This is a genomic window from Pacificibacter marinus (genome assembly GCF_018860505.1).
GTDB lineage: Bacteria > Pseudomonadota > Alphaproteobacteria > Rhodobacterales > Rhodobacteraceae > Celeribacter > Celeribacter marinus_B.
Genome location: NZ_JAHKPU010000030.1, coordinates 76219 through 98055, shown reverse-complemented (window position 1 = coordinate 98055; position 21837 = coordinate 76219). Strand labels below are relative to the sequence as shown.

Here is a 21837-nt window from a genome sequence, read left to right as displayed (position 1 = left end):
TTTGGTCTTAGGTACAAATATAATCTGTATAATGACTTTATTGAGGGATCACACGATGACCTATTCTGTCAAACTTGCCTGTCTCAAATGTGGTCAGGCCAATCGTGTGCCCGCTGAAAAACTGGCCTCGAGCCCCAAGTGTGGCACCTGTGGCGGGGCTTTGATTTCTGACAAAGTGGCCGAATTGAACCCGACGTCATTGGCCAAGGCAGCCAAGCTAGATGACATGCCTTTGCTTGTCGATTTTTGGGCGCCGTGGTGTGGCCCTTGTCGCCAGATGGCACTTGATTTCGCCAAGGCTGCGATTGCTTTGAAAGGGCGCGCGCGCTTTGCCAAAGTGAACACCCAAGACTTTCCTATCGTGTCACAAAAGAACAATATCCGTGGCATCCCAGCGTTGATTTTGTATCAAGGCGGCAAGGAAATTGCGCGATTGGCAGGGGCGCGTCCCGCGCGTGACATTGTTGGATTTGTGCAAAAACATGCGAAAAAGCCAGCCTAAAGCGATATTTGAGGCTCGCTTTAGTAATCTTTTTCGAAAAACACCCCAAGGCTGGTCGCCCCATCCGGTGATGCAGACCCTTTGAATGTTACCGTATCAGAGGCATCCAAGTTGAGGTTGATGACAGACTGACCTGAGCTGTCGATGGTCACGTCGGTGTAGATTTCATCCGACAAATATTTACCAACCTTCAGCGCGGCTTCCCCTTCATCGGATGTGGTCACATCCAGATCATCTATGCCGAGTTCGTCACGGATAGACCCGACGATTCCATTGCCGCCACCCGTCAAAGTCGCAACGGCTGCCGCCATTTGTGCGGCCTGAAACGCAGAGATTTCAGAGATCGCACGGCCAAACAAAAGCTGCGCCAATATTTCGTCTTCAGGCAGTTCTGGTGAAGAGGACAGTTCGATTTTGGGCGCGCTCACTTGACCGGATGTTGTGATGGTAATTGTCAAATCATCGGTCGTCGTGGCGGCGACAAGAGAAAAACTAGGGTCAAAATCGCCCTGTAAGGCCAACTGGCCCTCTTCCATTTCAATGCGTTTCCCAAGCAAGTTCAAACGTCCCCTGACCAAGGAGAATTGCCCGACAGGAATGATGTTATCCGTTGTGCCAATCAGGCGCAGTTTGCCCCCAAGTTCCGCGTCTAGGCCGCGACCACGAATATACACCTGATTGGCCGCGTTCACGGTGATATCAAGGGCGATGGCGCTGCTGCCGTTGCTTGTAGAGGCTTGTCCGTCTGACAAAACCCCTGCGCGAGCGCGGGTTCGGCGCACAGATGCAGGTTCGGATTTATGCGTTATCGCAGGGATATCGCCACCTGCACCCACTGCAACAGTTGCAACGCGTACATCTGTGCGCCCCAGATTTAACGTGCCGCTGATTTTTGGTCCGCTCAACACGGGGCCTACCAGTGCAAGGTCGCCATTCACCGATGTGGTGTAAAGATCAGGGTCAGTTACGACAAGGTTGTTTAAAATCACCTTGATGTCGGCCGCGAAATTAGAGCTTAAGCCAACGCGCCCTGAGGCCGAAATACTGCCGCCCGTGTCTGCGCGCGCATTCGCCGAGATATCCGCATTTGCATTGGCCAAAGTCGCGCGCAATTGGTTGAATGTCAAAGCAAGCCCTGTTGCGGGTAAAACGGCACGGGTGTCCGTGCGTGCAGATATCGTTCCAGCCAAGGATTCTAACGCCAACGGTCCGTTGAGGCGCAAATCGAAGTCGGCGGTGCCTTGCAGCAAAGTCGCCGTGGTCAAGCTGTTGGCAAGCCCAAGGGGGGCTGAGCCTGATACTTGCAGCGTAGCAGTGTCAAAGCTTTGGGCAATATCGCCAGAGAGGCGTGCGGTAGATCCGCCAGGTCCAGTCATCGTGGCAGAGGTTTGCCACGCTCCATTTTCGGTTGCCTTTGACACGCTAGCGACAGCCGTCAAAGGGCCGCTGATACCTGCGTCGAGACGGGCCACATCATCCAATCGTGCCGTAAGGTTCAAGTCCGCTGTCGTGCTGGTTAAGACGCCAGAGCCTTGCGCGGTTATCGCAGATGTTTCGACATCAAATGCTTCAAGCGTCAGGCCGGTTTCATCGCGTTGTGCGCGCAGGCTCACTTGGCTTTGCCCGCTTAACAACGCATCGACTTTGGGAATGCCAATGCGTGCGTTTTGAGCTTGAGTTGTGATTTCGGCATCAAAACTGCCGCCAAGCGGTGTGAACGACCCAGAGGCATCGCCGCTTAGACTGCCTTGTAACGACAGGCCTGTAATGGCCGCAAATCGTGACAAGCGGGCTGCATCGACACCAAGGTTTCCCTTGAACGTAAAGCCGCTGTCCAAGCCGGAAATGGTGCCATCTGCGGTCATGGATGCATCGCCTGCGTTTATCGAGACAGCTTCAAGTGCCAACGGAGTCCCATCGCGCCATGCCAATTTTGTTTGTGCCGACACGGTGGACCCAACGGTCGACATCAAGGTGGTGTCATCTAGATCGATCCCGTCCGCGATGATTTTGAGGCTGGCATCAAAGGCTCGCAACAGGGTCGATCCTTGAGGATTTGGTCTGCGCGAAATAGTGCCGGATGCGTCCAAAGACACATCGCCGATGGCGACATTTTGTTGGGTGTAGTCAAGCACACGCGCTGTGGCAGTCCATGTGTCGCCTCTTGATGCGTCGTATTGGGCTGAGATTTCAGCGCGCTGTAAATACTGTTTGTCGCCAGCGATAGGCAATAGGGTGGGGGCACCAGATGTGTTGGCAATCACACCTGACACGTCAAACGATGTGGGCAGGGAATCTGTGCCAATGGCCACAGCACCGTCCAGCGATAGAGTGTCGGTTGCAAGCGAGAAGGCTTCTAACGTTAAGCGCCCGTCGGGAAAGGACGTCCCTTTTGCTGATAATGCGGAAGAGGCTCCAAAAAATGGTGCATAAGCAGGATCGAACAGGGGAGTAACATCGCCGCTGATATCCGCGAAAAAGGCGCGGGCCTTGGGTTGGACCGCCTCTATGTCGTCTGTGGTCGCGCTTTGTGATCCTGTTTGATTTGTCACAGTGGCTTCAATCACCGTCGATAGCCCGATCGTGCCAGACAGTCGTGGCTGGCCCAAAGTGGCCAATTCGATGTCAGCGGTAAAGGTGTCAAGCGGGCCTGAGCCCTTGGCGATCAGCGATAGATCGGGGGCACCCGGTAAGCCGATCAGCGTTGAAATAATTCCGTTTGGCCCTTCAGTCAGCGACAGGTCGAGATCAAAATAGGCGTCTGCGTTGTTATAGGCGGCGTTTAGAGTGAATGCGCCAACAGTGCCAGATTTTTTTTGGATGTCCAGTTCGGCAGACCCATCGCCATCTTTCAGCGTGGCTGCGCCCAAAATCGACAGCTCTACTGCTTCGCCAAGTCCCAAAATATCTGCGCCCAGCTTGACGCTTTCGGCTGTGATTTCACCAATGTCGATACTGACAGGCAATTCAGGCAAAGAAAAAACGCTGGCTTCGGGGGCGGCGGATGACTCTTCTGATATGGGGCGTCTGAGAACTTCGATAGAGGCGGCTGAAACCTGTTCAATTTCCAGACGACCTGCCAACAAAGCCGATCGGTTCCAGTCCAACACCGCATCGTTCAACGTGAACCAAACGCCGTCGCTATCGGATATGGTTAGATTGTCCATCGTAGCTGTGGAAGACAATAAACCTTTGAAGCCATCAATCCGAATGTCACGGCCTGCGCCTGACAGATTGTCTTCGAGAAAACCGACAATCAAGGACCGATCTCGTGATGTATCGTCCGATGTATCTTGAGCCTGCGCCGCCGTCATCAAAGGCAAAGACGCGATAGCTATGAGTGCAAAACGAGTGTTCAAAACGCTTGTCCAATTCCAACATAAAATTGCACGCCATCACCTGTCGAGCCCGAAATAGGGGCCGCGATGTCGAGGCGAATAGGGCCAAATCCGGTATCATAACGCAGCCCAAGCCCTGCGCCCGCGTGCCAGCTCATTTCGTCATCTGGTGTCGCATTCTCGCCAATACCACCGACATCTGCGAAACCAACCAACGATATCTTGTCGGTGATCCCTGCACGCAATTCGGTCGATAGGCCAATAAAGCTCGCTCCACCCGTCGAGGTGTCATCGTCTAAATCGACATCAAGCGATTGATAGGGCTGTCCGCGCACGGTGCCGCCGCCGCCTGAGTAAAACAGCAAGTCAGGTGGTGTTTCTGTGACATCGCTGCCGATGATAGAACCGGCCATGAAGCGGCCCGCAAGCACAAATCTGTCGTCGTCTCCGAACCCTTTGTATCCGCGCATATCCGCAAACAGGCGTCCGCCGGTTGCTGACCCTGAAAAGCCGATGAACGGCATAATTTCGGCGGCAAAATATGTGCCAGATGTTGGGTTGAGAGCATTGTTGCGCGAGTCGCGCGCGCCTTCAATGGGGAGGATGAAATGCGAAAATGTACGATCACCAAGGTCATCCGAGACATCAGAGTAACGATATCCGATGCCGCCGATGAAATAGGTTGTGTCAGACAGAGTCACTTCGGCGCTGACCGACACCGTGGCCGAGGTGGACAGATAGCTTGGCTCATCTATACGCGCCAGTTCTGCTTCGGCGACGAGCGCCAAGACCGGACGCGTTGTCGCGGGTCTGCGGTAGGTCGTCGAAACTGTGTAATCGATGCCTGTATCAGACCCAAGTCCGGCAACTTCGGCATCGAACCTCAGGCGATCAGCATTGCCCGAAATGTTTCTGTGCATGAAGTAAGCCGACAGCGTGCCGCCTTCGAGGGAATTGATCTCTGCGCCAAATCCGACGCGGCGCGGGGCGGCGTCGGTGACGGTTGCGGTGACGTCCAAGCTGCCGTCGGCGTTCAGTGTTTCCGCTTCACTTATGGCAACGGATCGAAAAGCGCCGGTTTTACGCAGACGCGCCGCTGCGGTTTCAAGCGTCTCAGGATTGAAGGCTTTGCCTTCGATCTCGCCGGTGATTTCCGTCAGCCGCTCTTGCGATACGCGTTTGGTGCCAGCAAAGCTCAATTGCCCAAAGACAGCTCTGGGGCCTGGTGCGATACCAAGGGCAACGTCGAGGGTTTTGGTGTTGTGATCCGCGACAATGGATTGTGAGGACAGGGCTGCTTTTGGGTATGATGCCGCACGCCATGCGTCAATTGCGCTATCTTTGGCTGCACCGATCTCGCCAGACTTTGCAGTCTGTCCCGTGGAAAATCCCGCGGGCAGCTCTGTTTGCGGCGCGAGTGGCGCGACGGTTGCTGTCTTGAATGTAAATTTATCGCCTGTATTGACGGATATAACGATGTCTTCCACGCTGTTTGGTAAAGTGATCAGCGACAATCTACTGCCTTCGCGGCCATCGACCAAAATGCGAATGACGGGGGCGTAATACCCTGATCGATAGAGTGTTCCCAGCAAAGTACGATAGTCTGATTGAACGGCGGCGATGATGTCGGATGGCTCGGTGGTTCCGTCACGCTCAGCCTCTAAAATAGCCGATGCGGATGAGAGCCGATCTCGCATGGTTTCTGTCGCGTCGCCTTCCAAGCGGGCATTGAATGCGAAAGCGGGCGTGGACACAGTCGCGCATAAAGCTGCCGCGATCAGTGTGGTGTGAAGGGTCATAGGTTTTGATCCAATTTGATGCGCGGAACACCCACTTAATATGGTCTGTTTGTGAGCCAGTTTCCAGTGCCAAGCGCCTAAAATGGCGGTTTGTTGCTTGCTCTGGTTAGAGCGCAGGCCTAGGGTTCGCCCAAATCAAGGAGAGCAATATGTCTGAATGTGAAATTTGCGGTGCGACAGGCACTTTGACCCAGGTGTCCGTGGCACCTCGTCATGATGTTGTGGCCCTGTGTGACGTCTGCGCAGGCGGCCTTAGAGGCGAAGCTGTGCCAGACGGGCATTGGAACGCATTGACCGGATCGATGTGGTCTGAATCTGATGCCGTTAAAGTTTTGTCCTACCGCTTACTGACGCGCTTTGCTGAAGAAGCTTGGGCTGCGGACGCGCTGGATATGCTCTACCTTGAACCAGAGGTCGAGGAATGGGCCAAATCTGGCGGGCCTGATGTGATTCACCGCGACAGCAACGGCGCTGTTTTGTCAGCGGGCGACACGGTTGTGTTGATCAAGGATTTGCCCGTCAAAGGCGGTGGGTTTACCGCCAAGCGCGGCACGGCTGTGCGTGGTATTTCGTTGGTTGCAGATAATGCAGGGCATATCGAGGGACGCGTGGAAAGTCAGCGTATCGTGATTTTGACAGAATTCGTCAAAAAGAAGTGACGGTGTCACAGCAGACTATTTTCGAGTGATCTATACAAAAGGCGCGAGGGAAACTTCGCGCCATTTTTATATCATCAGAGTGATCAAGCATAAAAAAACGCCCGATGCCAAAGCACCGAGCGTTATCTCAAACGAGAGTGTAGATTATTCTACAGTCAAGTTAATCGCAGATTCGCGACCGTCACGGCCAGCTTCGATGTCGAAAGTAACTTTCGCACCGTCGCGAAGACCTGTAAGGCCGGAACGCTCAACAGCAGAGATGTGTACGAACACGTCTTTGTTGCCACCTTCTGGCTCGATGAAGCCGAAACCTTTAGTGGAATTGAACCATTTTACTGTGCCATTAGCCATTGTATTTTCTCCTTAATCACTGCCCACGATATTGCGGCAGATCGGCGTGTCAGGTGTCTGATCGAAGACTGAGTGCCGGATAAGGGAAAACAGAAGGGTCGATAGAGATAACGTCGCACCGCCTATAGATCACAGATCCGCGCGTAAGGAAAGACATTTCGAATGCATAGCTCGTATGAGCAAGATTGCGTATATTGGATCTTGCGCGATTTGCATGATCTTGTGAAAACAGCGATATAGACCACTATTTATAGAGTTTCGAAGGGTAGGAAACATGGGCGCGTTATTGATTGCAGGGCTTGCGATGGGGCTTGGCGGTACTATTGCGATGGATATTTGGGCGCTTGCTCTGAATCGGTTGCTCGGGTTGCCTTTGCCGAATTGGGGCAATGTCGGGCGTTGGGTTGCCCATTTGCGCAACGGCACCGTGTTTCACAGCGCGATTTCAAATGCTGCGCCCGTGCCGCGCGAGACCACCATTGGTTGGGTGTTTCACTATATGGTTGGCCTTGTTTACGGCGTTATATTCGTGATGATCGCAGGGGCAAGCTGGCTTGCCGCTCCGACATTTTTCCCTGCTTGGGTCTTTGCCATTGTGACCATCGGTGCGGGGTGGTTTTTGTTGCATCCCGGCCTTGGTTTGGGATGGGCCTTGTCCAAAACGCCGACCCCGTGGAAAAACCGTTGTTTCGGCCTTCTGGCGCATACGGTCTTTGGCATTGGTCTTTGGGGCACAGCGCTCGTGATCTGATCGCTACGTCCCTCGACTGAAACCTCATGACGCCTCGCGAGACACCCGCGTCCGTGATCGCGCGGCGGCCATCAGCAACACACTGCCCGCCACCGATGTTGCGATCCAGCCCATGTACCAAAGTTTGCCCGCCAATTGATCTTCTGCGTAGGAATTGGCGAAACCGATCTGGCCGTATTTCGCCACACCAAAGGCAGCGGCCAGTGCGATCACTGCAATACACAGGCGCAACACGCGATTGAGGCGCAGCGCCCATAGCGCCAACCCCAAAACGATCCCGATGGGGGCGCCGACCATGACGACTTGGCTCGCCCACCATGGATGTGCACCCAGTTGAGTGGCGATGCCGGTGATCCCCGCGATGAGGGCTACGAGGGCTGTCAGTGCTGTTGCTAAAATAATGTGCATGATGTCTCCTTTCCCTATCTCTAGGCGGCGAAATCCCGCCGCGCATCTGAAACTGAGTGATGTCACGCGAAATTCACCGTGCGTGAACGGATGGTTCTGCATAATGCTGCATATGCAAAGAGAATCTACCAACGACAATCTGTGAGGAAAAAGATGTTCAAGTTTTTAAAATTCGGTCGCGGCAAGAAACCAGAAGCGGTTATTGAGACCCAGCGCCAAACCTTTGAACGTCTTGTGGGCGAACTGAACGAGGCCATCGCATCATTGCCCGAAATGCCTGCCGTGACGGTGACCCCTGTGACCAATGAGATCAGCTTTGCGCTGCCAGAGCAGTTCCCTGACGAAGCGCTGGCTTTGCCCGCGCCAGAGCCTGTTCCAGAGATTGAAGTGGTTGAGGAGGCCGCCGAAGACGTCGTGGAAGCTGCTGCGGAAGACGTGAGCGAAGAGGTCAAGGCCGAAGTCGTTGAGCAGACGAAAGCGACAACGGCTTAAGAGATAAACGGATAAGATGTTTGAAAAGGCGCTGAGGGTTTTATGGCTCTCGGCGCTTTTTTGTGTCTGAGGTGCCTTGTGGGCGACTTGTAATGTGGAAACTTTGCGCCTGACTTGAGGGGGAAGCGCGATGTCGGGTGTCGTCCCACTTCTCTTTTTCAAAGATGCTTGCATCTTTGACGCGCCTGACCCTCCCCCATGGGAGGGCGCGTTTCACGCTCCCACCCTCGGGTCAGTCGCGGGGGTTAGAATGGGATGGCTTCGTCAATGTGATTTTCAAAATCGCGTTCAAAACTATTACGCTCAACCTGACGACCAGTTATTTCTACATGGGTGTGGGTTGGTGATCTGCGTTCAAGGTTAACATTCAATTTATCGTAGTCTGAAAAGCTCCTAAAATCCTTTATGCCGTTTTCTACTTGCGCGATATCATACCCTTGTATGCATATTTTTACGTTATCTGAATTCAAATATGTGAATCTAATATTTTTCGGACGGCGCATTGATGAGCGCGGCATAGCGTTCCGTTTTAGCTCTCGCTCGATGCTCTGTAGCTTGTCCAAAATGAACTCTTGGGCGGGCAATTCCGTACTTTCAACATCGGGAACTTTGAACTTTCCAATTTGGCCGATGAAGCTTTTCTCTGATGGTTGATCAATAGTTTGTTCTAAAGCATTTTTAAGTTGTGCTTTAAATTTTTCCATCAAGGGATGGCGCAAATCTCGTGGATATTGGATGTATCTGTTGGGGCCTGTGTCGAATGGGTAGTTGGTTTGATCGTCTTTGATAATGACAGTGGGTTTTTGTGTGGCCATTCTTACTCCCAATTCGAAGAAAACATTGGGATTTTGACCGCTGACATCGCAGATAACGATGTCGTCACCATAAATGTTTTGAAGGATTTCAGTATGAATTAAATTAGATTCAAAGGTTTCGCTTACTAGGCGCGCATCGAACCCTGCTGCTGTTGCCGTAGCTTCAATTATTGACTTAACATCGTGCCAATGAGTGTCGCCAAGTCCGGCGCATTCGGAAATTGGCATCACTATGCCACATACCTTAGGTTTTTCTTCTTTTGCCACGTTGAGCACCTTTGAAACTGTTTTAGAAATTATGATGTAAAAAACCGCTAAAATAGACGGGGCCGTTTTATCTTTGCTGTTTAGGTCGGTTGACGCAAGGGTCACGTTTGGAACCTTTAGTGGATACGAACGCGAGTTTTCTTTGAAAACTAGCTGCCTCGTATCCACCGTAACAAAACGCGTTTGCGTTTTGTTACCTTGCAAATTTCTTATGTTTTAGGCGTTTTGGTTCTAGGGCGTCAGGGCCGAGGCGGCGTTTTTTGTCTTCCTCGTAGTCTTCAAAATTGCCTTCGAACCATTCCACATGCGCATCGCCTTCAAAGGCTAGGATGTGGGTACAGATGCGGTCGAGGAAAAAGCGGTCGTGCGAGATGACCACGGCGCAGCCTGCAAAATCCGTCAGCGCGTCTTCCAAGGCACGAAGTGTCTCAACGTCCAAGTCATTGGTCGGCTCATCGAGCAGCAGCACGTTGCCGCCAGAACGCAGCAAGCGCGCCATGTGCACACGGTTGCGTTCACCGCCAGACAGAACGCCGACTTTCTTTTGCTGATCGCCACCTTTGAAGTTGAACGTCGAACAATAGGCGCGTCCGTTCACTTCTGCGTCGCCCAGCATGATGATGTCTTGGCCGTCAGAAATGGCTTCGAACACATTGGCGTTCGGGTCCAAGTCGTCGCGGCTTTGATCAACGTAAGACAGTTTAACCGTGTCGCCGTATTCGACTGTGCCTTCATCGGGTTGCACTTGGCCAGTGAGCATTTTGAACAGGGTGGTTTTACCCGCGCCGTTCGGGCCGATCACGCCAACGATACCGCCAGGGGGCAATGAGAATTCGAGACCTTCGACCAAAAGCTTGTCGCCCATGGCTTTCTTAAGGCCGTTCACTTCGATCACCTTATTGCCAAGACGTGGACCGTTTGGAATGACGATCTGTGCGCGGCCCACTTTGTCGCGCTCAGACTGACCTGCGAGTTCATTATAGGCGTTGATACGCGCTTTTTGTTTCGCCTGACGGGCTTTCTGGCCTTGGCGCATCCACTCAAGTTCGCGCTCAAGTGTCTTTTGCTTGGACTTGTCCTCACGGGATTCCTGCGCCAGACGTTTGGCCTTTTGCTCAAGCCAGCTTGAATAGTTACCCTCGTAAGGAATGCCCGCGCCACGATCCAGTTCAAGAATCCAGCCTGTGATGTCGTCAAGGAAATAGCGGTCGTGGGTGACGATCAGAATGGTGCCTTTGTAGTCGATCAAATGCTGTTGCAACCAAGCGATTGTTTCGGCGTCCAAGTGGTTGGTCGGCTCATCGAGCAGCAACATGTCAGGCGCTTCTAGCAGCAGTTTACATAAAGCAACGCGGCGTTTTTCACCACCAGACAGATCAGCAACGCCAGAGGTATCGGGCGGGCAGCGCAGCGCTTCCAAAGACACGTCCACCTGACTGTCCAAATCCCACAGGTTCTGCGCGTCGATTTCGTCTTGCAGCTGCGCCATCTCTTCGGCGGTCTCATCAGAATAGTTCATCGCCAACTCGTTGTAGCGATCCAGAATGGCCTTTTTCGCCGCAACGCCCAGCATCACATTGCCGCGCACGTCGAGCGTTTCGTCGAGCACGGGTTCTTGCGGCAAATAGCCAACAGTTGCGCCCTCGGCCAGCCATGCTTCGCCTTGGTACTCTTTGTCCTGACCCGCCATGATGCGCATCAAGGACGACTTACCCGTGCCGTTGACACCAACCACACCGATTTTCACACCGGGTAGGAAGTTGAGACGGATGTTTTCAAACACCTTTTTCCCGCCAGGGTAGGACTTGGACACGCCGTCCATGAAGTAAACGAATTTATTAGCTGCCATGGGAGACGCTCCTTTGGAGGGAAATGGTTTTGAAAATCAGATAACCTGTTACAGAGGTGAGCGCAATTTTAGTCTGCTTATGTTTTTACGAAAGAGGGTTTATCAATGGAAATTTCATTTACAGAATGCCGTTTGACTGCCGAAGATCGTAAACTTCTGGGTGACGATCTAACCGCAGTATTTTTAACAATGGCATTTTACGCTGAAGAGATAATGCAGCTTCAACATTTACTCATCATGTCACTTAGGCGTCCGTCTGGGGATAGCATTTTTATGAAGTCATCAAGTAGTCGTTCGAACTTTTTGATCAGGATGCTGAATCACAAGTTACATGAATTCAGGTATGCTGCACGGAAATTTCCAAGAACGCTCAAAAGAAGAGAAATGAGGGCTTCGGCTGGATTAGCAAAGGTGCTTGAGCGCCTTGATGCCTACGAAAACAAGATGAAATCTTCGCCTCACAATTCTTTGTCTACACAAATTAGGAATAAACTCAGTGGTCACCTAGTGCCTCAATCGGTCAAAGCGTGGTTGCCGCATATTCCAGAAAATGCAGAAGACCGATTCCTATTCCATGCCACAAAAGCAAACTCGAATTTTTCATGCACAGACGATCTTGTTTTTGCAGCATGCTTGAATGAACATTGGGGGAATGACGAGATAAACGATGAAAAATATAATGCGTTCCTCGACTGGGTGGTTAGCGCTGCAAATGATGCCGTTACTGAGTTCCACCACGCTGCTATAATCGTTTTTATCGAATTTTTGGGAAAAGACATTTCCAAAGATGTGAAATATAACATTGATAATGCGTATGTCGGTCGAAATTCAGAGGCCAGCTTGCCAGTCTTCTTTCTGAATGAGTGATGGGTGAACTGTGTTACTTACTCCCACGTATTACCACGCGAAGCGTGTCTTTACCCAATTGACACAAAAGCATTTCCCCACCACAACCTGCGCTCATGCGTCATGCTTTGCCATATGCTCGTGCTGGTCAGGTGATCGGTTTGCTCGGGGGATCTTTTGATCCTGCGCATGAAGGCCATGTGCATATCACCAAGGCGGCGCTGAAACGGTTCGGGTTGGATCGTGTGTGGTGGCTGGTCAGCCCTGCCAATCCGCTCAAACCCGTTGGCCCCGCGCCGATTGAAAAGCGGATGGAGCATGCGCGTCAGGTGATGCAGCATCCCCGCGTCGAGGTCACAGATATTGAGCGGCATTTGGGCACGACCTATACGGCTGAAATGCTGGACAAGCTGCATAAAATCTACCCCGGCGTGACGTTCGTGTGGCTGATGGGCGCGGATAACTTGAAGCAGTTTCATCATTGGCAAAACTGGCAAGGCATATTGGCGACCACGCCCATCGGGGTGATCGCACGGCCCGGTCAACGGATTGCGGCGCGCACCTCTGTGGCGGCAAGTATTTTCGAGCGCGCGCGTGTGCCTGCGCGTGCTTCGCATCTATTGGGGCGCATCGGTACGCCGGCGTGGTGTTTTGTAAATGTGCCGATGAATGACGCGTCATCGACGGAAATTCGCAACGCAGGCGCGTGGAAGCGCGATTGAGGCCTTTGCGGACCTGTGGTGATCCCGCTGAGTGTCCTGCTGTAGATCACGAAGAATTACACAATTTCGCCACGCCTGCGACTTGCAGAGGCCTTGAGATCAAGGTTAACTCCGCATATGTCCGATAAAGTTTGTACGCATTCAGCCCCGTCCTACAGTCGCCGCGCAGCCCTTGGGTTGCTTTTGGGTGGTGCTGCGGGTGCGGCAATGGCGCAAAGCGCTGGCGTGCCTGTTGTCACCTCATCGCCCTATCCCATTGCGCGTCCGAAAGATCTGCATAAATTATCGGTGCCATCGGGCGAGGCTTTGATCAAAGCATCCAAAGTTTCTGGTGCTGTGTCGTATGCCGTTGCCGATGAGACGGGCAAGATATTAGAGGCGCATGGACCTGTGCTGCGCTTGCCGCCTGCATCGGTGGCCAAGGTGATCACGGCCATCTACGCGTTAGAGCATCTGGGCGGGGATTTCACTTTTGCCACGGATGTTTTCGCGACAGGGACGCTTGTAAATGGCGTTATTCAAGGCGATGTGATTTTGGCGGGCAGCGGTGATCCGACACTCGACACAGATCGTCTTGGCGATTTGGCAGGACAGCTTGCAGCGATGGGTGTGACAGGTATCACGGGCAAGTTTTATGTATTTGGCGCTGCCTTGCCGCGCATTGAGCATATCGATCATCAACAAACAGAATACGCAGGCTATAACCCGACGATCACAGGGTTGAACATCAATTACAACCGTGTGCATTTTGAATGGAAAAAACGCGGCGATGCGTTCGATTTGGTGATGGATGCACGGGCCAAACGATTTGCGCCCAAGGTACGTATCGCGCAGATGAAAATCGCAGAGCGCGGCTTGCCGGTGTTTGATCATACGGCGGGTGTCGGGCGGGATGATTGGACGGTGTCACGATCTGCGCTGGGCAATGGCGGCGCGCGTTGGTTGCCTGTGCGTTTGCCTGCGCTTTATGCGGGGGAAGTCTTTGCAGCTGTCGCACGCGGGCAGGGGGTGTCTTTGCCAAATCCAGAACGTCTAGAGGTTTTGCCCGCAAACGTCATGCGTTTGGCGCAATTGCAAAGTATCGATTTGACCAAGATCGTGCGCGATATGTTGAAATACTCGACCAATCTTACGGCAGAGGTCATAGGGCTTGCTGCAAGTCGTAAACGCGGGCTTGATCCGATGGATTTGAGCAGTTCTGCCCAAGCGATGTCGGCTTGGGCCAAAGACCGCCTTGGCACGCGTCACTTGGACTTTGTCGATCACTCAGGGCTGGGCGGTGCGTCTGTTGTCTCAACGTCAGACATGGTGCGCTTGCTGTCCGTCAAAGGGATCGAGCCTCTTTTGGGGCCTTTGCTGAAACCCATCGCTGCGCGTGACGGCGATTACAAGGTGATCACATCTCCTGATATCGATATTCATGCCAAAACAGGTACATTGGATTTTGTGTCAACGCTTGCAGGCTATGTGACGGCACCTGATGGGCAAAGGCTGACCTTTGCGGTATTTGCCGCTGATTTGCCCGCACGCAGAGCGGCCAAGGCACAGGGCAACGAAGTCCCGAAGGGGGCCAAAACGTTCAATGCGCGCGCTAAGCGATTGCAGCAGGCAATGATCCGGCGCTGGGCTGTTGTGTACGGCAGCTGAATATGGGGCGCGTTTCAGAGCGTGACGTAATGGGCCCGTGCGCCGCGTTCAATCGCTGCAGCATGCAAGCGGTCCAAGTTCAGTTCATAGCGGATCTCTTCGAGCAGGCGCAGCTCGGATTCGCGAATGGTGCCATCCGAGGCGGCGACATCACAGGCCAAGGCATATGCTGTTTCGAATAGCCGTTCTGGTAGGTTATCGCGGATCAAGCCAAAGAGTGCGTCCAGTCCGTCTTCTTCAGAAAACAATTCGATCACGATGGCAGAGACCGTTTTGATCCGGTCAGGGTCAAAATCAACAAACACAGGCAAGTGATTGATGAATGTTTCAATCGCCATCAGTTCAGAGGTGCGCACATTGGCGTCTGACATCGACACAGCGATCATCACAGCCACGAGGCAATCTTGGGCGGATAGGGAATGTGCGGTGTCGGTCATGGTCACGGTGCTCCGGTTGGCTTGTGATAGGTTTGAACTTAGGCTCAAGCGGTCCCAAGAACAAGTATTGCCCCGTAGAATTGCGGCGGATTTACTGCTTTTGTGCGAGCATTTTCTTGACCCCATGGGCCTTGCGCAATAGGTAGCTGGCTTGCACGGGGCATATTCTGATTGCCCCTTTTAAAATCGATTCAAGGATTGCTCTCATGACTGACCTGCGCACCGCTGGTATGACTTCCAAAGCTTGGCCTTTTGACGAGGCTCGTAAGGTTTTGAAACGGTATGAGCAATCCAAGGATAAAAAAGGCTATGTGCTGTTCGAAACGGGCTATGGCCCCTCAGGTCTGCCGCATCTTGGTACCTTTGGCGAAGTGCTGCGTACGACGATGATCCGTCGTGCGTTTGAAGTGATCTCAGACATTCCAACCCGTTTGATCTGTTTCTCAGACGATATGGACGGCATGCGCAAGGTGCCATCAAATGTACCCAATCAAGAGATGATGAAAGCCGCTGAACAGCTGCCTTTGACGGCTGTGCCCGATCCGTTTGGCACGCATGACAGCTTTGGCGATCACAACAACGCCATGCTGCGCCGGTTCTTGGACACCTTCGGCTTTGACTACGAATTTTATTCCGCGACTGAGCAATATAAGTCAGGCCAGTTTGATGAAATTTTGAAAAAAGCTGTCGACAAATATAACGACGTGATGAAAGTCATGCTCAAGTCTTTGCGCGAGGAACGTGCGGCGAGCTATTCGATTTTCTTGCCGATCCATCCTGAAACGGGTCGCGTTTTGTATGTGCCAATGAAATCCGTCAACAAAGACGATTACACCATCACATTTGACGATGAAGACGGCAAGGAATGGACCGTGCCTGTCACTGGCGGCAATGTGAAATTGCAGTGGAAGCCTGACTTTGGTGCGCGCTGGGCGGCTTTGGGCGTGGATTTCGAAATGTTTGGCAAAGACCATTCGACCAACGCGCCGATCTATGGCCGCATCTGTGACATCTTGGGTGGCAAGCGCCCCGAGAACTTTAGCTATGAGCTGTTCTTGGATGCCAATGGCGAAAAAATTTCTAAGTCCAAAGGCAATGGTCTGACGATTGATGAATGGTTGACCTATGCCTCGACCGAATCCTTGTCTTATTTCATGTTCCAAAAGCCAAAGACCGCAAAACGGATGCATTTTGATGTGATCCCGCGTGCGATGGATGAATATCATCAGCAGTTGCGCGCTTACCCAACACAAACGCCAGATCAGCAAGCTGCAAACCCTGTGTTCCACATCCATGGCAAAGACGTGCCAACATCGGATATGGTTGTGCCGTTTACGATGTTGCTCAACTTGGCATCGGTGGCCAATGCTGAAGAAAAAGATCAAATGTGGGGTTTTATGCAGCGCTATGCGCCTGATGCCTCGCCTGAAACGCATCCTGGTTTGGATGCGGCTGTTGGCTATGCCGTGGCTTATTACAACGATTTCGTGAAGCCTGAAAAAACCTTCCGCGCCCCATCTGATCAAGAACGTGCTGCGCTGGTTGATTTGAAAGCAGCCTTGGCATCGCCCGAAGCGGCGCTTGAACAAATCGCCAAGAAAAACGCGATGATGGGGAATGACGATGCGCTTCCTGAAGCCAACATGACTGACGGCGACTTTTTGCAATCCATCGTATTTGCTGTTGGTAAAAATCACGGCTTTGACAATCTGCGCGACTGGTTCAAGGCGCTTTACGAGGTGCTTTTGGGAGCCTCTCAAGGGCCGCGTTTTGGTGGTTTTATGGCGCTTTATGGCGTGGATGAAAGCATCGCATTGATAGACCAAGGCCTGAGTGGCGAACTGATTTAATCCACGCATAAGAACTGTCGATTTGAAATGAACCTCCGGCGCGCATGAGACTGTCTCATCGCACCGGAGGTTTTTATATTTGTGTCAAGCCTGTCTCGCCTCGGGGCACCCGATTGCGGGTGTCAGAACGGCTTTGCGTTGCGTGTACAAGGGCTTAAGCGCACGCCTCATTAAGCGCACTGTTATCCCCCTGCGGTAAGACTGTTGGTGTCTGGGCATGCGCTGCCACGGCTTTCAAAGTGAGAGTGATTTCCTTGGACTGGCAAATGTTTTGCCGGACCAGTTGCGCATGTGACCTATGAGATGTGTGAAAGGGGTTCGGATGAACAAGGCCATTACTGAAGGGCTGGTGCTTATGCCACCAGCGTTTGCGAGCGGTTTGGGCGTATGGTCCAGCGAAGACGGGACGTCGGGCTCGGCAACCTATGACGGGGCTGCTAACGCTGCCTTTGTCGCGGCAGATGCCGATTTCGGCGGTGCGCTTGAGATCGTGAAACAAAGCACCACGACGAAACTGCGCTATATGGGCGAAACACCTTTGCAGCCCGGAATGTATTTGCAGATCACTGCGCGCGTCAAATGTGTGTCGGGCAATTTGCCAACTGTGCGGATTGCGGGCTGGGCTGGCGATGCTTCGCTGGATCATGTGACGGGTTTAATCGAAACGGGCCCCGAGGTGACGTTGACGTCATACGGCGAAGTTGTCGAGGTCTCGGCTATTGTTGGCACAGGGGCGCGCGGCGGCGTCGATATGGCTTGGGGTTTAGATGCCGTTTATGGACATTTCGGTATTGATCTAACGGGAGCAAATGGTGGGTCCATTCGCATTGATGACATTCGAATCGAAGATGTGTCGTCATACTTTTTGGCGGACAGTATCGGTATTATTGATGTGCGCGATTACGGCGCGATTGGCGATGGCACGACGGATTGTTCTGATGCCTTTGAGGCTGCTGATGCCGCGGCAAACGGGCGCAAAATTCTTGTTCCAGAAGGTACATATCTGCTGATCAGCAATGTGACCTTGGTGCATGAGGCCATTTTTGAAGGCACCATGACCATGGCCGATAACGTACGGCTGGCCTTGCGTCGCGAATTTCATTTGAATTCCTATATCGATGCCTTCGGGGATGAAGTCTTGGCCTTTAAAAAGGCGTTTCAAGCTCTTTTGAATTTCTCCGATCACGACAGCCTTGATCTGTGTGGTCGTCGCATTGAGCTTTACGGTCCGATCGATATGCAGGCGGCGGTGGACAATAAAACCACGTCAGAAGTGCGTCGCGTGATCCGCAATGGTCAATTGAATTGTCAGGACTCAACGGATTGGGATTTGGATGTTTCGACGTCTTCCGCGTCCTATTCCGTTGCCAGCAAGCGCCAGTTGAGCAATGTGTCTAACATCGCCAACATTCAACCGGGCAGTCATGTCACGGGGAACGGCGTTGGGCGTGAAGTCTATGTGACGTCGGTGAATGTCGGGGCGCAGACATTGGAGCTAAGCCAACCGCTTTATGGAGCAAGCGCCAACCAAACCTATACCTTTACTCGTTATAAATACATCTTCGATTTCAGCGGCTTCTCAAAACTGTCGCAGCTGATCATCGATGATGTCGAGTTCTTGTGTAACGGTCGTGCATCTGGCGTGATGCTTGGATTGTCCGGCTCGGTCTTTCAGATGCGAGATTGTCATTTCAAATCACCACTTAATCGCGGCATCACATCGTCGGGGTCAGGCTGTCAGGATTTGATCATTGATCGCTGTTTCTTTGTTTCTAGCGAACAATCGATCCGTGCCGAAACGCGTCAGTCCATCGCATTCAACGTGAATGCAAATGACGCCAAAATACGCGACAACCGTTTCCAACGGTTTGGTCATACGGGCATCGTATTCGGGAATGGTCACTTGTTTACCGGCAATCATTGGTTCCAAGGCGACACTGACACAGATAGCCCACGTATGGCGGGCCTTGTGTTCACCTATCCGAATGTGAAATCCGTCATCACGGGCAACTATATTGATAACTCGTTTATCGAAATGACCAATGAACACGATGCCGAACCAGATTTTGCGTCTGAATATTCCTTTGGTGGGCTGACCATCACTGGCAATATCTTTACTGTCAATGACAGCGCGGATTGGTTCAGTTGGATCGTCGTAAAACCTTATGGAAGCGGCCACTTCATCCAAGGTCTTTCAGTGCAGGGCAATACGTTTAAGTCACTGAACGGCAGTATCAATCGGGCAGAGAAAGTGGACACAACCTTTGCCACGCTGGACAATTCGCGGATGCGCAATATCGTATTTGCTGGCAACAGCTTTAATGCGGTGTCTGAACCCTGTTTTAACCCTGTGACGCTTGAATTCACGCAGTCGTCGACGGCCAGCAATTGGACCTTGGATCCGAGCGCTTATCTGCCCTTTGATGGCTGGGCGCGTACGGTTGAAACTGTGGTGTTCAGTGAGCAGTTGACCGATAATTCGGGCAACAATGTCAGCACCATGCCCTATGTCACAAACAACTACGGAACCAATTCAAACCAAGTGCGATTGAGTTTCCCGCAGGCGACAAAAGGGGCTGTTCAAATCAACGTGCGGATGGATCGGCCCATTTGATTGCGGTCGATATAAAAAATGCACCGAGGCGCGAAAGGGTCTCGGTGTTTTTACACGCCCATTGCGAGATCGTCAGCAGTTAACTGATAGGCCTTGCCAAATCCGCCATTCAAATCAGCGCGTAAGGGTGTAAATCGCACGAAATTGAAATCTGTAAAATCAACATAAAGACCTGATTTCGGGTGGGTCGTTAACCATTCTGCGCGGCGCTTTGCATGGTCAAGATCATCGCGCGACAAAAACTGTGCCTCAGCCGTGATGGACAAGCGTGCAAAGGCAAGCGGATCGCCTTTGGCAGGGGGATCACCGATCAACAGACTGCACCGAGGATCGGCTTTCAGGCGCTTTGAGTGTGTTGATAAATCTGAGACAAGCGACAACAATTGCCCGCTTCCTGACTGCCCAAATGCAATCCGTGTCACAGATGGCGCGCCTGTTTCATCCAACACGGCCAGCGCTGCGTGACGTGTATTCTCAATTAATTCGCGGGCTGTTCTGCGCGCGGTGTCGTCGGTTTCACGGATCGGGGAAGGGCGTTTGTCTGTCATGCTCAGATCATACTCTGCGCGGCTATCCCTGTCACGATCAGGATTTTCTGTGCGTTATATCAGTTAAACCTATTGTTGCGCGGTTTTGCACGAGGGCTCAATTTCGAAAGTGCGTTAAGGTAGTGCTCTGAAAATAATGGTGAATATCATCCGTTTGTTTCCGCGAGCGCGGGGGCGCTGGCGGTACATATGGGCCTCAACTGACGCGTAGTGCTTTTCATTCAAATGTGTCGCATACTCATCTCAGTCGCTCACAATGAATGACACGACAACAGGGAGGAGCTTTCTATGACACGACTTTCAAAGGGTATGACCTGCTTGATGGCCGTTGGACTTGCGGCATCTTTTGCCTCATCTATGAGTGTGGCCCACGCCCAAGGCACAATCGAAGGCTCGGTCGGTATCACGCCAGAAATCATGCAGTTTGATGTGCCAACGGACACAGGCCCCCAAAGCATTTCGCGCATTCAAGACGAGGCCAATATGGTCACGGGCGAATGGGCCCGCACCTCGCGCCCCTGTCCGAATTTCTGCATCCAACCGATGAGCCCAGCCGAGGGTGTCACTACCATCGGCGAGTTGGAATTGATCGCGATGCTGCAAGATCCGAGCCAAATGGTGATCGACAGCCGTGTTGAGGCCAACTTTGAAGGAGGCGCAATCCCAGGCGCTGTGAACATCCCCTATACCCAAGCTGCGGATCGTCTGGACGAGCTGGGCTGTGAACTTGATTTCGATGGATTCATCTGTGACGGCGATGCGGTCAAATCCGTGGCGCTGTATTGCAACGGGCCGTGGTGCGGCCAATCCCCCACCGCCGCCCGCCGCATGATCAAAGCCGGTTTCCCCGCAGAGAAAATTTCTTACTACCGCGGCGGCATGCAGGTCTGGCGTATGCTGGGGCTGACGGTGACGGAGTAGGTCACGAAAATATTAGATGTTTCGTTTATATTACTACAAGAAGGATGGACTATGTCTCTTTCAAAAATGTTAAACCGTGTTGCCAACGAAATGGCTTTTGAACGAGGGAAGCCGTTTTCAAATAGTGATTTCGGAAATTTCGTTCGGCGGGATTTGGTACAGGAAGCCAAAAGGCATTTGTCGTTTTGGCCGTTTGATTTAGAGTTAAAGGCGAGTGTTGGGAACGGGCAGTGGGCCGCTGTACCGTGGTTGGCATTTTTTGATCCTTTGATAACGACAACTGCGACAAAAGGATTTTATGTTGTCTATCTGATTAATGCCCAAGATAACTCGATTTTCCTTTCAATGAACCAGGGCACAACAGCTGTTTATGAAGAATTTGGAAGGCGGCGCGGTCGAGAAGTTATGAAGCGTCGATCTATAGATATGTCTGATCGTGTCGCTGACCTAATTCAATCATTTTCAAGGGATCCCATTGATTTAGGGTCAACCGAAGATTTGCCTGCTGGCTACGAAGCTGGGCATGCTTTTGGGAAGCGATATGCATCTAGCATGCTTTCTGAAGATGAATGCCTAACGGATTTACGAGAGATACTTCACATCTATGAGGTACTCGTAAACCGTGGAGGATTGACGCCTAGCGATGTAATGGCAAGTGAGGTGCAAGGACAAACAATTGAAGAAACAAGGAAGCTAGTTCTATCACAACGTATTGAACGTTCATCCAAAGTTCGTAGAGCAGTTTTGGCTGTCAAACCCCCTAAATGTGAAGCCTGCGGATTGATGCCGGAGATTGATTATAGCTTTGATGGCAGGCCTGAACAAATCCCGCTTGATGTACATCATAGTAAGCCATTGTTTGAATTGGCGGAGGGAGAAGCGAAGAGGTATCGAGTCCCTGAAGACTTTTTAGTTTTGTGCCCCAGTTGCCATCGAATGATACACAAAATGGACAACCCTTCTGATTTGGGTGCTTTGAAGCGAAAGATACGCTTTAAGCACATGAGAGAAGTTTATTAGG

The 21837-nt window shown here is 52.1% G+C and carries 19 protein-coding genes; 11 read left to right on the top strand and 8 right to left on the bottom strand.

Translation table 11 applies throughout. The annotated features are described in order from the left end of the window. Nucleotides 1-55: 55 nt before the first annotated feature. Nucleotides 56-502: a thioredoxin domain-containing protein gene (locus KO503_RS10650; RefSeq protein ID WP_215991540.1), complete on the top strand. Its 447-nt coding sequence runs from the start codon at nt 56-58 to the stop codon at nt 500-502. A gap of 20 nt (nt 503-522) precedes the next feature. Here KO503_RS10650 and KO503_RS10645 read toward each other — a convergent pair whose 3' ends face one another. Together KO503_RS10645 and KO503_RS10640 are read right to left on the bottom strand one after the other, a co-directional pair. Continuing rightward, a complete protein-coding gene (locus tag KO503_RS10645; protein WP_215991539.1) occupies nt 523-3861 on the bottom strand; it encodes a translocation/assembly module TamB domain-containing protein in 3339 nt (1112 codons plus the stop codon). Then, nucleotides 3858-5639, bottom strand: a complete 1782-nt coding sequence (locus KO503_RS10640) for an autotransporter assembly complex protein TamA (protein ID WP_215991538.1) — start codon at nt 5637-5639, stop codon at nt 3858-3860. The genes KO503_RS10645 and KO503_RS10640 overlap by 4 nt, the downstream gene beginning before the upstream one ends. Before the next feature lie 149 nt (nt 5640-5788). On the opposite strand from KO503_RS10640, the gene KO503_RS10635 reads away from it, so the two are divergent. After that, nucleotides 5789-6298: a PhnA domain-containing protein gene (locus KO503_RS10635; protein WP_215991537.1), complete on the top strand. Its 510-nt coding sequence runs from the start codon at nt 5789-5791 to the stop codon at nt 6296-6298. Between the two features lie 144 nt (nt 6299-6442). Here the strand turns inward: KO503_RS10635 and KO503_RS10630 are convergent, their stop codons facing one another. Next, complete coding sequence (locus KO503_RS10630; RefSeq protein ID WP_085848732.1) at nt 6443-6649, bottom strand: cold-shock protein; 207 nt, start codon at nt 6647-6649, stop codon at nt 6443-6445. Nucleotides 6650-6923: 274 nt separating this feature from the next. Here KO503_RS10630 and KO503_RS10625 point away from each other — a divergent pair, with 274 nt between their 5' ends. Further along, nucleotides 6924-7400 carry a DUF2938 domain-containing protein gene (locus KO503_RS10625; protein WP_215991536.1) on the top strand — a complete coding sequence of 159 codons (477 nt, stop codon included), beginning with the start codon at nt 6924-6926 and terminating at the stop codon, nt 7398-7400. 24 nt (nt 7401-7424) lie between these two features. On the opposite strand, the gene KO503_RS10620 is transcribed toward KO503_RS10625, so the two are convergent. Beyond that, a complete protein-coding gene (locus tag KO503_RS10620; protein WP_215991535.1) occupies nt 7425-7808 on the bottom strand; it encodes a hypothetical protein in 384 nt (127 codons plus the stop codon). A gap of 153 nt (nt 7809-7961) precedes the next feature. Here KO503_RS10620 and KO503_RS10615 point away from each other — a divergent pair, with 153 nt between their 5' ends. Continuing rightward, complete coding sequence (locus KO503_RS10615; protein ID WP_215991534.1) at nt 7962-8300, top strand: hypothetical protein; 339 nt, start codon at nt 7962-7964, stop codon at nt 8298-8300. Nucleotides 8301-8545: 245 nt separating this feature from the next. Here the strand turns inward: KO503_RS10615 and KO503_RS10610 are convergent, their stop codons facing one another. Further along, complete coding sequence (locus tag KO503_RS10610) at nt 8546-9487, bottom strand: hypothetical protein (RefSeq protein ID WP_215991533.1); 942 nt, start codon at nt 9485-9487, stop codon at nt 8546-8548. 88 nt (nt 9488-9575) lie between these two features. After that, the gene (ettA, locus tag KO503_RS10605; RefSeq protein ID WP_215991532.1) at nt 9576-11231 is read right to left on the bottom strand and encodes an energy-dependent translational throttle protein EttA; all 1656 of its coding nucleotides are present in this window, start codon (nt 11229-11231) and stop codon (nt 9576-9578) included. Between the two features lie 105 nt (nt 11232-11336). Here ettA and KO503_RS10600 point away from each other — a divergent pair, with 105 nt between their 5' ends. The 3 genes from KO503_RS10600 (at nt 11337) to dacB (ending at nt 14446) form a co-directional block, all read left to right on the top strand. Then, nucleotides 11337-12098 (top strand): hypothetical protein, encoded by a 762-nt coding sequence (locus KO503_RS10600; protein WP_215991531.1) that lies wholly within the window; start codon nt 11337-11339, stop codon nt 12096-12098. 95 nt (nt 12099-12193) lie between these two features. Then, nucleotides 12194-12799 (top strand): nicotinate-nucleotide adenylyltransferase, encoded by a 606-nt coding sequence (locus KO503_RS10595; protein ID WP_215991530.1) that lies wholly within the window; start codon nt 12194-12196, stop codon nt 12797-12799. Nucleotides 12800-12916: 117 nt separating this feature from the next. Continuing rightward, complete coding sequence (dacB, locus tag KO503_RS10590) at nt 12917-14446, top strand: D-alanyl-D-alanine carboxypeptidase/D-alanyl-D-alanine endopeptidase (RefSeq protein ID WP_215991529.1); 1530 nt, start codon at nt 12917-12919, stop codon at nt 14444-14446. A gap of 14 nt (nt 14447-14460) precedes the next feature. Here dacB and KO503_RS10585 read toward each other — a convergent pair whose 3' ends face one another. Beyond that, nucleotides 14461-14883 carry a tellurite resistance TerB family protein gene (locus KO503_RS10585; RefSeq protein WP_215991528.1) on the bottom strand — a complete coding sequence of 141 codons (423 nt, stop codon included), beginning with the start codon at nt 14881-14883 and terminating at the stop codon, nt 14461-14463. 206 nt (nt 14884-15089) lie between these two features. On the opposite strand from KO503_RS10585, the gene KO503_RS10580 reads away from it, so the two are divergent. Further along, nucleotides 15090-16733, top strand: coding sequence for a lysine--tRNA ligase (locus KO503_RS10580; protein WP_215991527.1), 1644 nt, complete (start codon nt 15090-15092; stop codon nt 16731-16733). 322 nt (nt 16734-17055) lie between these two features. Next, nucleotides 17056-19347, top strand: coding sequence for a glycosyl hydrolase family 28-related protein (locus KO503_RS10575; protein WP_215991526.1), 2292 nt, complete (start codon nt 17056-17058; stop codon nt 19345-19347). Nucleotides 19348-19397: 50 nt separating this feature from the next. Here the strand turns inward: KO503_RS10575 and KO503_RS10570 are convergent, their stop codons facing one another. Further along, nucleotides 19398-19895 (bottom strand): HugZ family protein, encoded by a 498-nt coding sequence (locus KO503_RS10570; RefSeq protein ID WP_215991525.1) that lies wholly within the window; start codon nt 19893-19895, stop codon nt 19398-19400. A 288-nt stretch (nt 19896-20183) separates the two neighbouring features. Here KO503_RS10570 and KO503_RS10565 point away from each other — a divergent pair, with 288 nt between their 5' ends. Then, nucleotides 20184-20816, top strand: coding sequence for a rhodanese-like domain-containing protein (locus tag KO503_RS10565; protein WP_436836514.1), 633 nt, complete (start codon nt 20184-20186; stop codon nt 20814-20816). A gap of 51 nt (nt 20817-20867) precedes the next feature. Beyond that, a complete protein-coding gene (locus KO503_RS10560) occupies nt 20868-21836 on the top strand; it encodes an MrcB family domain-containing protein (RefSeq protein WP_215991524.1) in 969 nt (322 codons plus the stop codon). The last annotated feature ends 1 nt before the right edge of the window (nt 21837 follow it).

Coding starts and splice junctions, on each gene's coding strand:
- KO503_RS10650 (WP_215991540.1), top strand. CDS start 56: ATGACCTATTCTGTCAAACTTGCCTGTCTCAAATGTGGTCAGGCCAAT.
- KO503_RS10640 (WP_215991538.1), bottom strand. CDS start 5,639: ATGACCCTTCACACCACACTGATCGCGGCAGCTTTATGCGCGACTGTG.
- KO503_RS10635 (WP_215991537.1), top strand. CDS start 5,789: ATGTCTGAATGTGAAATTTGCGGTGCGACAGGCACTTTGACCCAGGTG.
- KO503_RS10630 (WP_085848732.1), bottom strand. CDS start 6,649: ATGGCTAATGGCACAGTAAAATGGTTCAATTCCACTAAAGGTTTCGGC.
- KO503_RS10625 (WP_215991536.1), top strand. CDS start 6,924: ATGGGCGCGTTATTGATTGCAGGGCTTGCGATGGGGCTTGGCGGTACT.
- KO503_RS10620 (WP_215991535.1), bottom strand. CDS start 7,808: ATGCACATTATTTTAGCAACAGCACTGACAGCCCTCGTAGCCCTCATC.
- KO503_RS10615 (WP_215991534.1), top strand. CDS start 7,962: ATGTTCAAGTTTTTAAAATTCGGTCGCGGCAAGAAACCAGAAGCGGTT.
- ettA (WP_215991532.1), bottom strand. CDS start 11,231: ATGGCAGCTAATAAATTCGTTTACTTCATGGACGGCGTGTCCAAGTCC.
- KO503_RS10600 (WP_215991531.1), top strand. CDS start 11,337: ATGGAAATTTCATTTACAGAATGCCGTTTGACTGCCGAAGATCGTAAA.
- KO503_RS10595 (WP_215991530.1), top strand. CDS start 12,194: ATGCGTCATGCTTTGCCATATGCTCGTGCTGGTCAGGTGATCGGTTTG.
- dacB (WP_215991529.1), top strand. CDS start 12,917: ATGTCCGATAAAGTTTGTACGCATTCAGCCCCGTCCTACAGTCGCCGC.
- KO503_RS10585 (WP_215991528.1), bottom strand. CDS start 14,883: ATGACCGACACCGCACATTCCCTATCCGCCCAAGATTGCCTCGTGGCT.
- KO503_RS10580 (WP_215991527.1), top strand. CDS start 15,090: ATGACTGACCTGCGCACCGCTGGTATGACTTCCAAAGCTTGGCCTTTT.
- KO503_RS10575 (WP_215991526.1), top strand. CDS start 17,056: ATGAACAAGGCCATTACTGAAGGGCTGGTGCTTATGCCACCAGCGTTT.
- KO503_RS10570 (WP_215991525.1), bottom strand. CDS start 19,895: ATGACAGACAAACGCCCTTCCCCGATCCGTGAAACCGACGACACCGCG.
- KO503_RS10565 (WP_436836514.1), top strand. CDS start 20,184: ATGACACGACTTTCAAAGGGTATGACCTGCTTGATGGCCGTTGGACTT.
- KO503_RS10560 (WP_215991524.1), top strand. CDS start 20,868: ATGTCTCTTTCAAAAATGTTAAACCGTGTTGCCAACGAAATGGCTTTT.